At 61.3% G+C, this 13,011-nt stretch carries 15 protein-coding genes and 2 pseudogenes; 12 read left to right on the forward strand and 5 right to left on the reverse strand.

Translation table 11 applies throughout. The features are described from left to right. The first annotated feature begins 68 nt into the window (after positions 1-68). From MAXJ12_RS23225 to MAXJ12_RS39095, 3 genes are all read left to right on the forward strand, one after another. Positions 69-701 carry an acyl-homoserine-lactone synthase gene (locus tag MAXJ12_RS23225; protein ID WP_008838475.1) on the forward strand — a complete coding sequence of 211 codons (633 nt, stop codon included), beginning with the start codon at positions 69-71 and terminating at the stop codon, positions 699-701. 40 nt (positions 702-741) lie between these two features. Next, a complete protein-coding gene (locus tag MAXJ12_RS39090) occupies positions 742-996 on the forward strand; it encodes a transcriptional regulator domain-containing protein (RefSeq protein WP_008838476.1) in 255 nt (84 codons plus the stop codon). Positions 997-1,294: 298 nt separating this feature from the next. Continuing rightward, a complete protein-coding gene (locus MAXJ12_RS39095; RefSeq protein WP_244421569.1) occupies positions 1,295-1,549 on the forward strand; it encodes a DUF2285 domain-containing protein in 255 nt (84 codons plus the stop codon). Positions 1,550-1,577: 28 nt separating this feature from the next. On the opposite strand, the gene MAXJ12_RS23235 is transcribed toward MAXJ12_RS39095, so the two are convergent. Then, positions 1,578-1,844: a DNA -binding domain-containing protein gene (locus tag MAXJ12_RS23235; protein WP_008838478.1), complete on the reverse strand. Its 267-nt coding sequence runs from the start codon at positions 1,842-1,844 to the stop codon at positions 1,578-1,580. 124 nt (positions 1,845-1,968) lie between these two features. Between MAXJ12_RS23235 and MAXJ12_RS23240 the strand changes: the two genes are divergently transcribed. Then, positions 1,969-2,187 (forward strand): helix-turn-helix transcriptional regulator, encoded by a 219-nt coding sequence (locus tag MAXJ12_RS23240; protein ID WP_008838479.1) that lies wholly within the window; start codon positions 1,969-1,971, stop codon positions 2,185-2,187. Positions 2,188-2,516: 329 nt separating this feature from the next. Here the strand turns inward: MAXJ12_RS23240 and MAXJ12_RS23245 are convergent, their stop codons facing one another. The 3 genes from MAXJ12_RS23245 to MAXJ12_RS39100 form a co-directional block, all read right to left on the reverse strand. Further along, positions 2,517-3,212, reverse strand: coding sequence for an OmpW/AlkL family protein (locus MAXJ12_RS23245; protein ID WP_008838480.1), 696 nt, complete (start codon positions 3,210-3,212; stop codon positions 2,517-2,519). A 175-nt stretch (positions 3,213-3,387) separates the two neighbouring features. Continuing rightward, positions 3,388-5,475 carry a prolyl oligopeptidase family serine peptidase gene (locus MAXJ12_RS23250; RefSeq protein WP_008838481.1) on the reverse strand — a complete coding sequence of 696 codons (2,088 nt, stop codon included), beginning with the start codon at positions 5,473-5,475 and terminating at the stop codon, positions 3,388-3,390. A gap of 1,068 nt (positions 5,476-6,543) precedes the next feature. Continuing rightward, positions 6,544-6,930, reverse strand: coding sequence for a hypothetical protein (locus MAXJ12_RS39100; RefSeq protein WP_008838482.1), 387 nt, complete (start codon positions 6,928-6,930; stop codon positions 6,544-6,546). 441 nt (positions 6,931-7,371) lie between these two features. Here MAXJ12_RS39100 and MAXJ12_RS37740 point away from each other — a divergent pair, with 441 nt between their 5' ends. The 8 genes and pseudogenes from MAXJ12_RS37740 (at position 7,372) to MAXJ12_RS23285 (ending at position 12,225) form a co-directional block, all read left to right on the forward strand. Continuing rightward, a complete protein-coding gene (locus tag MAXJ12_RS37740) occupies positions 7,372-7,545 on the forward strand; it encodes a hypothetical protein (RefSeq protein ID WP_157999654.1) in 174 nt (57 codons plus the stop codon). Positions 7,546-7,829: 284 nt separating this feature from the next. Beyond that, a complete protein-coding gene (locus tag MAXJ12_RS23260) occupies positions 7,830-8,462 on the forward strand; it encodes an acyl-homoserine-lactone synthase (protein ID WP_008838483.1) in 633 nt (210 codons plus the stop codon). Positions 8,463-8,483: 21 nt separating this feature from the next. Then, positions 8,484-8,894, forward strand: a complete 411-nt coding sequence (locus MAXJ12_RS40125) for a transcriptional regulator domain-containing protein (protein ID WP_420492389.1) — start codon at positions 8,484-8,486, stop codon at positions 8,892-8,894. Positions 8,895-8,905: 11 nt separating this feature from the next. Continuing rightward, entirely contained in the window at positions 8,906-9,319 is a 414-nt protein-coding gene (locus MAXJ12_RS23270; protein WP_008838485.1) for a DUF2285 domain-containing protein, read from the forward strand. Next, positions 9,312-9,731, forward strand: a complete 420-nt coding sequence (locus tag MAXJ12_RS38275; protein WP_008838486.1) for a ParB N-terminal domain-containing protein — start codon at positions 9,312-9,314, stop codon at positions 9,729-9,731. Before MAXJ12_RS23270 ends, MAXJ12_RS38275 begins: the two co-directional genes overlap by 8 nt. Positions 9,732-10,053: 322 nt before the next feature. Then, positions 10,054-10,273: pseudogene (locus MAXJ12_RS39105) on the forward strand (GNAT family protein); the annotation flags it as partial. 126 nt (positions 10,274-10,399) lie between these two features. Next, a complete protein-coding gene (gene noeE, locus MAXJ12_RS23280; protein WP_040587536.1) occupies positions 10,400-11,692 on the forward strand; it encodes a nodulation protein NoeE in 1,293 nt (430 codons plus the stop codon). 275 nt (positions 11,693-11,967) lie between these two features. Next, positions 11,968-12,225, forward strand: coding sequence for an Lrp/AsnC ligand binding domain-containing protein (locus MAXJ12_RS23285; RefSeq protein WP_008838488.1), 258 nt, complete (start codon positions 11,968-11,970; stop codon positions 12,223-12,225). 25 nt (positions 12,226-12,250) lie between these two features. Here the strand turns inward: MAXJ12_RS23285 and MAXJ12_RS23290 are convergent. After that, a pseudogene (locus MAXJ12_RS23290) lies at positions 12,251-12,855 on the reverse strand (carbonic anhydrase family protein); the annotation flags it as partial. Between the last annotated feature and the right edge of the window lie 156 nt (positions 12,856-13,011).

Genomic DNA, 13,011 nt, shown 5'->3' on the forward strand with positions numbered 1-13,011 from the left:
TTTGCACAGGCTGTTTCGGCGGGCGCATTCGCCTCCAATGGCAGGGTCATTTCTGCCCGGAGGCCCTCATGATCCAGCTGATCGCACCCGATTGCTGCGGCGACTTCGCCGACGAACTGCATGAAATGCACCGTCTGCGATACCGCGTTTTCAAGGAGCGGCTCGACTGGGATGTGCGGACCAATGGCGGGTACGAGATCGATTCCTTTGATGCGCTCAAGCCGCATTATCTGATCTTGCGCGGTTCCGACGGCCGTGTCGATGGATGCGTCCGCCTGCTTCCGTCGAACGGGCCGACGATGCTTCGCGACACGTTTCCGGTGCTGTTGGAGGGGAAGACGGCGCCCGCCGAACCGGGCGTCTGGGAAAGCAGCCGGTTCGCCCTTGATCTTCCGCCATCCGCCCCGAAGGGCGCTGGCGGAATTGCCGTCGGCACTTACCAGCTCTTCGCCGGCATCATCGAGTTCGGCCTGTCGCGCCGTCTCAGCCGAATTGTCACCGTCACCGATCTGCGCATGGAGCGCATCCTTCGCCGCGCCGGCTGGCCGCTGACGCGGATCGGCGAACCGCACACGATCGGCGCCACCCGCGCCGTGGCCGGATATCTCGACGCCTCCGCCGACAGGCTGGAGGCCATTCGACGGAACGGCGGTTTTCATGGTCCGGTGCTGTGGGCGCCGGTGGCCTGCAGGGCCGCGTGATGTCCGGTCGTAATCTCCATGCTCCTGGCGGGCCTGGGTCATGAGTATGACGGAAGGCAGCGCCGCCGACTGGCCGGATTGGTGGGATAAGAACTCGTACGACTACACCGCTCATCTGACCCGGCGCGGCTGGGCCTGGGAGTTCTTGCGGCGCAATCCGGCATTCCGGCATGATTTGGCCATTGCACTGGAGCGGGCCGAATGGCTGGAACGTCGGACATCGCTCGACATCATTGCCTCGCGCGTCACCCTGGCGCGTTGGGGCGTTCTGTTTCGCGGACTCTCCCAAGCGTAACGCGGCCGTATTCTGGGGTCCACGCCAGTGCCCATATGTCTTGCCAGTTGTGGCGGAACAGTTTTCCTCATCGTCGGGGGCGCCGCCGTTCGACCTGGCCACGCTGCCATGCCGTGCAACAGTCCTGCTTTCCGGCGCCGGCTGCCAACATGTTCTGTTGCGGCATGCCGACCGGCATTTCCAGCTTGTCGTGTCTGGCGAAAGCGTTTTGCTGCCCGTCCGACTTCATATTGACGCAATCTGGCCCGCCCAGCAGTTGAAGCCTCGGCTACGGGCACTTGAGTGTATCAACAGTCTTGTGGCGGACGGGCGACTGCCAAAAACCCTGTTTCCGCCGGAAGCGCGTGGCGACCGCCTCCGCTTCGTCCTCCAGGCGCTCGACGGTTCGCTCGCGGGGGCTTCACATCGCGAAATCGCCGAAGCGCTGATCGGCGAACCGCGGGTCCAGGCCGACTGGAACGATCCTCGCGATCATATGCGTGACCGCATCCGCCGCGCCATCCACCGCGGCCATGCGCTTATGAATGGTGGATACAGGGAGTTCGTTGCCTAAAGCGCGACGGAACGCATTGCCGATTTTGTCAGCTGGCGAACAAGTGCTTGTAACCGGTCGTGACCATCCAGTTCGCACGGTCGAGATGACTGCGAAGAGCCTTGCGGGCGCGCTCCGGGTCGCGTGCCGGATCAATGCCGAGGATCAGATGGGCCATTTCCTCTTCAGTGGCGTTGTCGGCGGAAGCATCGAGCAGCCGCATATAGGTCGTGAAATGCTCTTTGTCGTAGGCCGTGACGCTGTCCGACCAGGGGACTTCGTCGGCAATCGGCGCGTTCGATCTAGGCTGTAACATCGCTGGATTCTATCTCCGGACAATGGCCTCCGCGAAGCCCTCCGCCAGCGGATTCGGCCGCTCAATGTGGATTACATATTATAGTTGATAAACTCAAGCTGCCCAATCCGATGGCTTGTCGTGCATGGATATGCGCAAGTTGGTCGGTCGGAATGTGCAGAGAATCAGACAAAGGAAGCGTCTGACGCAGGAGCAGCTTGCCGAGATTTCCGGGTTCAGCCAACAGTACATCAGCGGCTTGGAGAAAGGCCGAAGAAATCCGACGATCATCACGATCTATGAACTGGCATCGGCCCTCGGCGTCAGCCACACAGATCTGGTTCGGCCCGACAAACAGGCCTGATACACCCGACTTCCAGCTAATTTCTCCGCGCCCGCGGGCCTGACGAGGCCGCGTTGACCAGGGGTACTCTTCCTGGTTGGGTGGAACCGGGAAAGCCGCCCTCTCTCAAAGGCTTCTTCAACTGTCGCCTTACAATCGGCTGCTATGCGTCGGATAGTCATCGATAAAGTTGATCAGAACGTTCCTTCGATTTCGGACACTTCCCCGCCCCAGGCAACAAGGCCGCCTCCTCGAATGGGTCGATTCGCCCGTACAGGGCCGACGGCAAAAGGGCGCACGAGGCGCCCTTCATTTCAGATTGCGTCAGCAAGCCGCCTTAGCCCTTGATATCAGAAGTGGTAGGTGACGCCCGCGCCAACCAACCACGGATTGAGCGCGGCCTTCCCCGTCAGGTTCGCCCCGTCCACCGTGACGTTGAAGTCTGGCTCCAGGAAAAGCTTCTTCACGTCGAAGTTGACGCCCCAGTGCTGATCCACCATGTAGTCGAATCCCACCTGCAGCGCAGCGCCGAACGTGTCCTTAACATCGAGAGCATCGGCGCTGCCGGCATCCTGGTTATAGAACACCGTGTAGTTCACGCCGGCGCCGACATAGGGCTTGAAGGCGCCGAAATTGGTAAAATGATACTGCAATGTGAGCGTGGGCGGCAGCAGCCAAACCTTGCCGATCTTGCCCAGCCCGCCGATCGTTCCTTGGCCGTCGATGTTGGCATAGGTGGTGCCGAGTATGAGTTCGGCGGCGATGTTGTCGGTGAAGAAATAGGAGATATCGAGTTCAGGCGTCACCGTGTCCGAATAGGAAAGATCGGAGCCGGGCGCCGCATTGACGTAACCCGAATCCTCAGTGATGACGCCCAGCGTACGCAGGCGGATCTGCCAAGGGCTCGGCGCTTTTGTGACCGAGGCTCCTGCCTGCGGGACGCTCGCGGCTTGCGCAAGGTCCGCCGCGACGGCCTGCTGTCCCACCACGATGAGGACGATGGCCGCTATTACTCCCCGGGCAACGCCCATTTGCTTGCTTGCCATGATATTCTCTCCTTGATCTTCAGAAACGACACACTGCACCATGATGAATCCTGTTTGAATTGATTGAGATTGACGGAGCGCTCATGCTCAATTTGCGTGAGACTGTGCAGCCGTGCTCGCAATCATCGACCTGTGCTCACTTTATTTGAACCGTTGCCCTCTGGGTTCGGCCCACCTATCGAACGCGATCGGCTTGCCAGCCGATCGCACTGCGAAGGAAATTGTTGCCCAGGGCAATGAATGCGGCCCGCTCCCGATTGTTCTTGCCGTAGCTGTGCCCGCCCGCGTCGGGCTCGTAGAAGTAAGCGGGATAGCCAAGAACCTGCAGCTTGGCGGCCATCTTACGCGCGTGGCCCGGGTGGACGCGGTCGTCACGCTTCGTGGTGGCGAGCAGGATCGGCGGATAGCGCTGTCCCGGCGCCGCGGCGTGATAGGCGGACATTTCCTTGAGGAAAGTCCAATCCTCCGGCTTGTCGGGATCGCCATATTCGTCAATCCCGCCTGCGCCAAAAAGCTTGGTGTAGCGGCGCATGTCGATAAGCGGAAGCGTGCAGAACAGCGCGCCGAAACGCTCAGGATAACGGATAAGCATATTGGCGATCAGGAGGCCGCCATTTGAGCCGCCCTCGGCGGCAATCCGCGACGGCCGCGTAATGCCTCTCTGCACAAGGTCGGCGGCAACGGCCGCGAAATCGTCATGGGCGAGACGCTTGCCCTCCCTACGACCCGCTTTGTGCCAACGTGTGCCGAACTCGCCGCCGCCCCGGATGTTCGCCACCACGCTCGTGCCGCCGCGTTCGAGCCACAGCTTGCCGAGCGAGGAGTTGTAGGAGGGCAGGAGCGACATGCCGAACCCGCCATAGGCGGTGAGGTGAACCGGGGCATCCCCGTTCCCGTCCGCCGGGCCGACCTGCGTATAAGGGATCATCTCACCGTCGGTCGAGACTGCCTCGTGGCGCGTGACCACCAGCCCGGATGCGTCGAAATTCTCCGGGGCGCGCTTCAGGATCACTGGAGCGCCGAGAGGCGGCGCGGCATTGAGGTCGAAGAGGAGAAGCTGCGGCGGCGTGATCGGGTCCTGAGCCGAAACGAGGACCTTTCCATTGGTCTCGTGATCTTCCCTGTCGAGCGGCCAGAGGCGAACAGTCCCTTCGGCGGGTACGGTGTCCAGGGCTCGGCGCGTCCATTCCTGGCGGCCGGGCGTAAACACCTCGAAACGCGGAACGAGGTTGACGAGGTAGGAGATGATGAGCTTCCCGTCATTCCAGAAGAATGACTGCAGGGAGCGCCTGTCGCCTGGTTCAAAGAGGGTGCCAAAACCGCGCTCGCCGGCGATGAACGAGGAGAGGGAGATGCCGATCAGCGCGTCGGCGGCATGGGTCGTCCCTCCCACCGTCCAGGGCTTGCACGGCTTTACCGCCAGCCAGTCGCCGAAGACGTCCCACCAAGCGTCCCAAGGAAGGTCGATCTGAATCTTCGGACCGCTCCTGTCGCCGATTCGGCCAATCGCCTCGAAATAGGCCGGCTCCTCGATGAACCAAAGGCGCTCGCTCTCGGCGGTGCGGTCCAGATGGCCAGACACGCCGAGGGATTCGGAACCGGTCTCGAAGATTATCGGCGCGGTGAGCGGATCTGCGCCACGCTTCCACAACCGCACGGTGCGCGCGTAGCCGGAGCGGGTGGCCATGCCATCACCAAGCGCACTGGAAAGCAGAAGCGTGTCAGGGTCGAGCCAATCAATGTCGCCCTTGGCCTCCGGGAGATTGAAACCGTCGCCGACCAAGCTCAGAGACGCCAGATCGAATTCGCGATGGACGACCGCGTCGCTGCCGCCGCGAGAGAGGTGCAGAACGGCTCTTTGCCCTCTCTCCGGCTCGAGGGACGCCCCGCCCCAGACCCAGTCCTCTCCGTCGCCAGCGGCGAGGGCATCGAGATCGAACAGGATCTCCCACTGGGGATCCGCCTTCGTATAGGCGGCAAGGGTGGTCCGGCGCCACAGTCCGCGCGGGTTACGGGCATCTTGCCAGAAATTGTAGACGTACTGACCACGGCGCGTGATCATGGGAATCCTGTCGGGACGGTCGAAAATCGCTGTCAGGGCATCCCGGTCGTGCTCGAACCGCGTTCCACCGAAGTGCTCCAGGGTCCTTGCCGACTGGCTGGTGGTCCAGGCAAGTGCCCGTTCGCCTTCCACATCTTCAAGCCAAAGATAGGGATCATCGTCCGGAGCATTCAGCGTTGGGCGGGGATCGATTGCGGTCATGTCCGGACAACCTGAAGAATAATGCCGAAAGGTCTTTCGTCGGCTAGGGGAAGCTCAGTTTTCGCGGCAGCGACCGCATGTTCGGCTAGCGTGATCACGGGTTATTTCTCCTCAGTTCCCTGCCGCAGCGCGCGCTCGGCGCGCCGGTGCTTGCGGATAGCCCTGCATGTGTCGTGCCAAAGGAGAGAATCGTTTCAGAACAATGCAATCGCTCTGGTAGCGCTGTGTCTCATGTCCGACATCGTCGAAAACCCGACAAAGAGTGCAACCACAAGGGCGGATCGATCTCCTGTGTGAGCTCGCAGGACACCGTGGAAAACTCAAGCAGTTGAGCTCACAGCGAACTTGGTTGGGCGCAACATCGTCGCTCTAAGGCGCTTCACGTACCCGGTATCACGTGGCAGATACCCTTGAGGTGACGGACGATCTGAGCGACGAAGACTGGCTGGGCGTGTGGAACCACACACCGCCAGCGGAAAGAGTGGGGACCCGAGGAAAAGGAGATGTTGGCTGTCCTGCCGGTTAGCCGACCTGATGTGCCGCGCGCGCCGCCAACATTCTCGGCCTCACTGTCCGCCAGCTCAACAAACCGGTTGACCTATTTGAAGTCTATCGATCGCACCAGCAAGCTGCGTTTAAACGGACGCACGCAACCAGCCCCATGATTGCCGGGCCTGAGGGCTGCCCGTCATCAATTTCCGGCGGTGCCCTGTCGGGCCAGGCGATCTCTCGGGTCAAAGCGCAGGAGCGCATGCTCGGCGCCGGTGCCAAGCGTGCGGCAGCCAGGCATAATTAACGAGGATGGGCCGCCCGGAGCGCCGAACGGCAGAGCCGAGGAGCTGATGGAACCTCGACCGAAAACGGGTATTCGTGGTACCGCACTTGGGTTGGAGGCCGAAGACAGCCTTCTGGAAACGCCTTGACGTGCCCAGCCACGACGCCGCAGTTTTCAACCGACAAGGGGACGATGGCAGCTCTTGGGCACCGCCGTGTCTCGCGGAGAGGATGGGCCATTGGCCGCCAGCATCGCGGAGTGTGCGGGAGTGCGGACTTGCGGGTGGGCGAAAATCAGCCGCGGCGGTCGACACCGCCAAGCTGCCGACCCTGCCGTCGCAACCGGGCCCTGTCTATTCTGAGCAAGGCCGAGTGCCAGGCCCTGCCGATGGCGCTGAGGATAAGTTGCATTTCTTCCTTCCTATGCTGCCCCACCGCCAGGACGTCAAAACCCTCCACCATCTGATTCCGATCTTCTGCGTCAGTCGATTTCGTCGTGCTGGTTTCAAAGACCGCTACGATCCGAATCGCGGCGGTATCAATCTGCTTTTTGGCTGCCCATGCAAGGCATTTTTGAGCGCCGTCCTTCGCACGGCGCTCTTCAGCCGCTGCGAAGCGGAAGCGGCGCCGCAAGCTCGCCGTGCCGTGGGCGCGAGTCCTACCGGCTGCAGGCAATGCCATTACATCTCGGGCAGGGCGCCAAGCTTCGCGGAACTCACGCCGCTCGTTCGCCCGCCATTCCAGCTGTTGGCGCTGTGCGGGTGGTCAGCCCGGGCCGCGGCAATTCTCATGGCTGCGCCCGGGCAACAGCGATCGCGAAGAACTGCCGTTCCGTCCGATGAATAGCAACGGCTACGCCGTGCGTTGCATTCCCGGATGAGGCCACGTCCGGTCCGCGAACGTATAGCGCCGTGTCTCATGTCGACCTCGTCGAAGACGACATCGAGTGCAATCGTAAGTGCCTGATCGATCTCCCGTGCGAGCTCTGAGAACACCCGTGGAAAACGCAAGCAGTGAAGCTCGCCCGACCTTAGTTCGACACAACACGACCTGACGGGCCGTGCGAGCCCGCCGACGAAAGCGGCGTCCTTCCGTTCCGAAAGCAGGCACATTGAGCCGTAAATGCCGTCGCGCTGCGCGTCAAAACTCACCTCGGCGCCGGTATCATCGATCCTTCACCTGACAGGCATCGCTGTCGAGATCGCCGGCGCGCCCTCGGTGAACAGGCCGGTCATCACATTGGCAAGCCCCTCCTGTCCGGCAGGCTCGCCGACGATTGGATGGTGGGTGGCGTAACGCTCACCGCGCGGGAGTTCGAGTGCCTGAAATGGGCGTGCGCGGCAAGTCGGCTTGGGATGTCAGCCAGATTCTTGCGATCTGTAAGCGCAGGTGACCTTCCATCTGGAAAACGCAAAGGCAAAGCTTGGCGTGCGAACGATCAAACAGGCCGTTGCACGGGTGGCTGCCTCCGGTCGCGCGATATCCTGATCCTACCGCCAGGATAGCTGTAAACGTCTACAGGCTGCATCACTGCCAGCTTTGCCCTTCCATGGCGGAACACATCCCACACGGAGGCGATCATGATGCAGCTGATAACCCCTGACCTCTACGGTGAGTTCGCAAGCGAGCTCAAAGAGATGCACGGGCTCAGGCATCGGGTTTTCAAGGAAAGGCTCGATTGGGAAGTTCAGACCGAAGGCGAAATGGAAACAGACGCCTTTGACGGCTTCAAGCCTGTCTATCTGCTTCTCAAGGGGTCCGATTGGCGAATTCGCGGTTGCGTTCGCCTTTTGCCCACCACCGGACCCACAATGTTGCGCGACACATTCTCGGGGCTGCTGGGTACTGACGTTGTGCCCTCGACTCCCGACATATGGGAAAGCAGCCGTTTCGCGCTCGATCTCCCTCCATCAACGCCCAAGGCGGCGGGCGGGCTGGCCCAAGCAACCTACGAGCTCTTCGCCGGCATGATCGAGTTCGCCCTGGCCAACAATCTCACCCGCATAGTGACGGTGACCGATACGCGTATGGAACGGATCCTTCGCCTCGCAACGTGGCCATTGTCGCGCATCGGACAGCCGAAGCCCGTCGGCAAAACCGAGGCGGTGGCCGGCTTTCTCGAGATTTCCCACGCGAGCCTTTTGCGCATCCGCTGGAGGGGTCGTCTGAACGGGCCGGTACTGTGGCAACCGGTTCTCGGTCTCTCGGCATAGCGCCATATGGACACCCTGACCATGAATCGGCCGCTTCCGCCCGCGGGCGCAACCGACTGTCGCGCAGGCTGGCCGGACTGGCGCCATCGCCAAGCTTACGACTATGCCGGTCGATTGCCGCGCACAGCCTGGGCCTGGGAATTTCTTCGGCGCAATCCGCAATTCCAGCGCGACCACGCCAAAATGGCGCCGCCCGCGCGCATTGTCCGAAGATGCGCCGAAAGGATTATCGAACTGAAGACGCGGGCCTCCCCGCTCACGCAATGCAGCCTCCTCTTTCGCGGACGCGCCGCAGCTGGACGCCACGTCAGCAAAGGTGTTTTGGGATCCGCGCGGTTGCCCGCACATCCTGCAGCGGCTGCAGAGCCGGCTGAGCGCGGCTTTGAACTGCTTGACCTTCCTCGCTCTCATGCGGCAAGGACATCCTGCTGACGCCGGCGGGAATGCAGCATGTGCTGCTGAGACAGGATTGCCGTAGCCTGCAGATTGCCGTTTCCGGCGCCTCCGTTCTGCGCCCATTGCGGCTAAAGGTCGACGCAATCGTGCCGCCGCGGCGCCTGAGGTTCCATGTCGCCGCCCTTCAATGCCTGAATGACATCCACGGCGGCGGCCGCCTGGCAGCCGCTCACCTTCCACCGGAGCCCCGCGGAGGGCGTCTGCGTGTTGTGCTCCAGGCTTTGGATGGGTCACTGGCAGGGGCACCCCATCAGGAGATCGCCATAGCCCTATTCGGGCGGCGGCGTGTCGAACAAGATTGGTCTCACCCAGGCGGCCATCTTCGCGATCAGGTGCGTCGCGCCGTCCGACGCGGCCGCTACCTGATGGGCGGCGGCTATAGGCACTTCCTCAATGGTTGAAGTGACAAAATTCGACGCCAGTTGGCAAGCAGATCCCGACAGCCTGCCCCAGTCGCTGCTTGTTCACGACAATGGCAGTCCGGACGCTTTCGAGATCGTCGCCGGACAGCGCCGCCGCCACGCGGCAAAGACCATCGCCGGTGAAGGCCTGGCGGTCGAAAACCCCGCCTTGCGCCATCACGATGCGGCCGCGCTCGAGGCCTCGCTGATCGAGAACATCGCCGGGCTCGGCCCGAATGAAGTCTCCCAATGGGAGACCTTCACCCTGCTCAAAGCAGGCCGCAAAGGCGGCACGCCAGTAGAAAAGCGTTCTCGCTGTTGCGGCTGTGACCGTCCCTGGCTTGTGCGATGGCACGAAGCCTTGTCAAAGCCGTTTTGCGATCTGACTGAGCGTGCCGCGGCCGGGAGCTGAGCTTGCATTAAGATCGTAGAGCAACGAGGGGTTTTGGATACCTTCGTGCATCCATAGCGCCGATGATCGTCATTCAAACAATCAATTTTACCGATCTTGCCGAGTGCTATTAGAAAACGCTGGATTTAACCGACATCAGGTGCGTTGAGGCAAAATTTACAAGGAAGGGCGGGAAGAGTTCATATCTGAATCGTGCTCCTATGGGGTCCTGGCAGCCGAATTGGCCAGCATCACGATTGGACGTTTCCCCGTGTAAGGTGCACCAACCCAAACCACTGCTTCTGAAGCGCTTGAAAAACAACAGGCAAGTGGAGTTCTTTGCATGCGCTCCCAGGTGCGGTTGAGACTATGCCGGGAAAATCAGTTGGAACTCTGCGACCACGCGGAACTTGCCGAGTTCTTTTGAAGAACCCATCGGCCGACGCGGGCGCTTTAATGCGAAGCCATCCAGTTGGGCCGGAGCATTGTACGGAGTGCGACCGGGTCTTGAGGGACTCGGCACGGGCCATTCAATCGGCGCCGTGTATCCAGTTCTGCAGGAGAGGCACCCAATCTGGCACCGACGGCACGCCACACTCGAAGTAGTCCGCTCGCATTCTTGTCATCACTGAACAAACTGACGTTGCGGCGAATATGCGTTCGCTTGCCCAGCTATAAAAGGTGGAATTATGAGCCGGAATGTTAACAATTCGCCTGCGGTCTGCTTTCTCCTCGGCCTTCCCCGGTCGGGGACGACGCTGCTGGCGCATTTGCTCCAGAAGCATCCAGATATTGCAGCCCCGCCTGAGCCCTGGCTAATGCTGGCACTTGAGGCATTTGGAAGGGTGGACCACCGTCACCCAGCAGGGCCATCACTGATTCAGTCTGCGACCTCCGAATTCCTGGGCCGAGTAGATCGTACCAGCGTCAGCCGCGCTTTTGCCGATGCGGCCTACAGCCAGTATTTGGCGGCGGTGGGCAAGCGCACCTTCATAGACAAGACGCCGCGCTATTGGATGGTGCTCGATTACTTGGATTCCCTCTACCCAGAAGCACCACACATCCTTCTGTTGCGCAATCCCTACGCAATTGCCGCATCACTGAAATCGACGTGGGGAGTCCCGTTCGTGTCAGAACGCTCCGCCCCACCAGCCAGCATGGCCTGCCTTGCCGATCTCGTGCTCGGCCTGCCTCAGCTCGATCTCGCATATTCTCTCGCCGATTTCGTTCTGGGCCTGCCTGCGCTGGCGGCACATCGCGCTCGCCGGCAGACGCAAGTGGTGCACTACGAACTCCTGGTGGCGCGCCCCGACGAGGAAATCCGGCGCGTGATTGCCGGCCTCGGCTACGATCCAGCCCGAATTGAGGCGGCAACGATCGAGCAAACGGACTATCTCCGATCCAGTAACTTCGGGGATCGGAAAATCCTAGAGAAGCAAGGAGTCGATAAACGCTCGGTTCACGCCTGGCAAACCGAACTGACCATCGAAGAAATGCAAGCAGTAACCGATCTCGTCGGCGCCGAGCTTTTCATGGAGCTCGGTTATGAGGACGAACTCCGGTACGCACAGCAAGCTGGGATCGTGGACAGGGGTCGGGCGGTGACCGAACGATACCGTCAGGTATTTCGAACCTGGTGGGACTTGCTCGCCACGGCAGGACCGTCGTTCGGCATATCCGCTGCCGCGCGTGAGCCAAACAGCACCGTCCAGCGAACTGGAGAGAACACCTCCTCGGGCTCCGGCGCCTCAACGGTTCGCAGGGCGCAACATCCAGCCGGGTCCGACGTGGAGGAAAATTTGCAGCTGGCGAATGCGATGGTGGCCCAGCTGAAACAGGCGCTCTCGGGTTCGGAGGCCGATCGAGCTGTGCGCCTGCATGCCATTCGTGATCGCGATGCTACCATCGAGACGTTGCGCGGCGAGATCGTGCGGCTTGAGCAGACCTTGTCGTTGCGCGAACCGGTCGAGTCGCGGGTCTAACCGTCGTGGGGAAGCAGAAACGTGGAACTGGAGACCACGAAACAAGCGAATTGATCGAAATGATAAAGCGGCAGTGGAGGCGCTTATGCCATAGCCAAGGCGGTGCACACCGCGTCGGGGAAGCCAGTTCCAGATCGCCGTATAAGCCACAGCTTATCTTTTTTGAATGCGGCGCGTAGCGCTACATCGCATCTCGATGACCTGCCTGGATATCAGCTGACAAGTGCGGCGCTTCGACTGGACGTGATGACACAGGGCGGCAGGAGGAGCTTTCCGTGAGCACCAGAATTCCGATCCGGATCGAGCTGGAAGCGCTCAACTCGCGTATGATCGAGCTTTTCGAACGATCTCTCCGGAAGCATTCAGCAATCGAGGAATGCTACGCTGTTACTGGCAACACCGATTACCTTCTGTTCGTCTCAGTGAATGAAATCCAGGAGTTCGAGGCGATACACCGGAATATTCTTTCAAAGCTTCCCGGTGTGAAGACGATCAAGGCCGAGTTCCCCTTGCGGCGCGTTCTCCCGACTTGATGGAAAGTGCTCCGCGAGCCGTGCTTCAAACAGGTTGGATATGCCGTCGCGGGCACCCTGAGCCGAGGCCAAGGACGAAGCGCCGACCGGGTGAACGGATCGGCCGCGCGTTCGCCGCGTCGACCCCGACCGGTTCCATGGCCACCTTCCAGTCGACGTTTTCGGTGCAGGGCGTCGTCGTCAGCGATCCCTCATAGGCCCAGTAGCCCAGGGATGTCGGCACAAGCCCGTTCGGATCGATTTCGTCGACCGCCACCCCCTCGTCCGTTCGCGCGGGAAAAGCCGCAGCCAGGCTGGCAAAGCTGGCATTAGGCGCGAGCCTGGCGTCAGGAATACGCCCAGGACGCCACGAGCGTCGCCTTTCGTATCCTTATGGACGAAGTGCGCCTCCATCGGGAAGCTCTTGCCCGCCACGTGGTGCTCGCTCGGCGCATGGAAATGGAACTGCATCCGTTCGTAAACGCGATCTGCGGGCGTCAACGTGCTGCCTTGCGGCATATTGATTTGAATGGTGTGGCCGTTGTTCACCATCTTGCCACCGCCCTTGCGCCAGCCGATGGCCACGCTCGGAATATCCGCCCTGACCGCGCCGGTGATCTCTACTGGCGACTGCTTGCGTGCCGGGCATGCGGCTACGAGGATGCCAACGAACTCGCCCTTCGACAAGCTCAGGCGACTGCGCACCGCCACGGCCTACAAGCTCGCCTGCGGGCGGCCAGCCTGTTCCGACAAATCGCTTTCACGCTGCGGCCCGCAGGACCATGAGCGCCGGGGCATCAAAGCCCG

It is taken from the genome of Mesorhizobium alhagi CCNWXJ12-2 (assembly GCF_000236565.1).
Lineage (GTDB): Bacteria > Pseudomonadota > Alphaproteobacteria > Rhizobiales > Rhizobiaceae > Allomesorhizobium > Allomesorhizobium alhagi.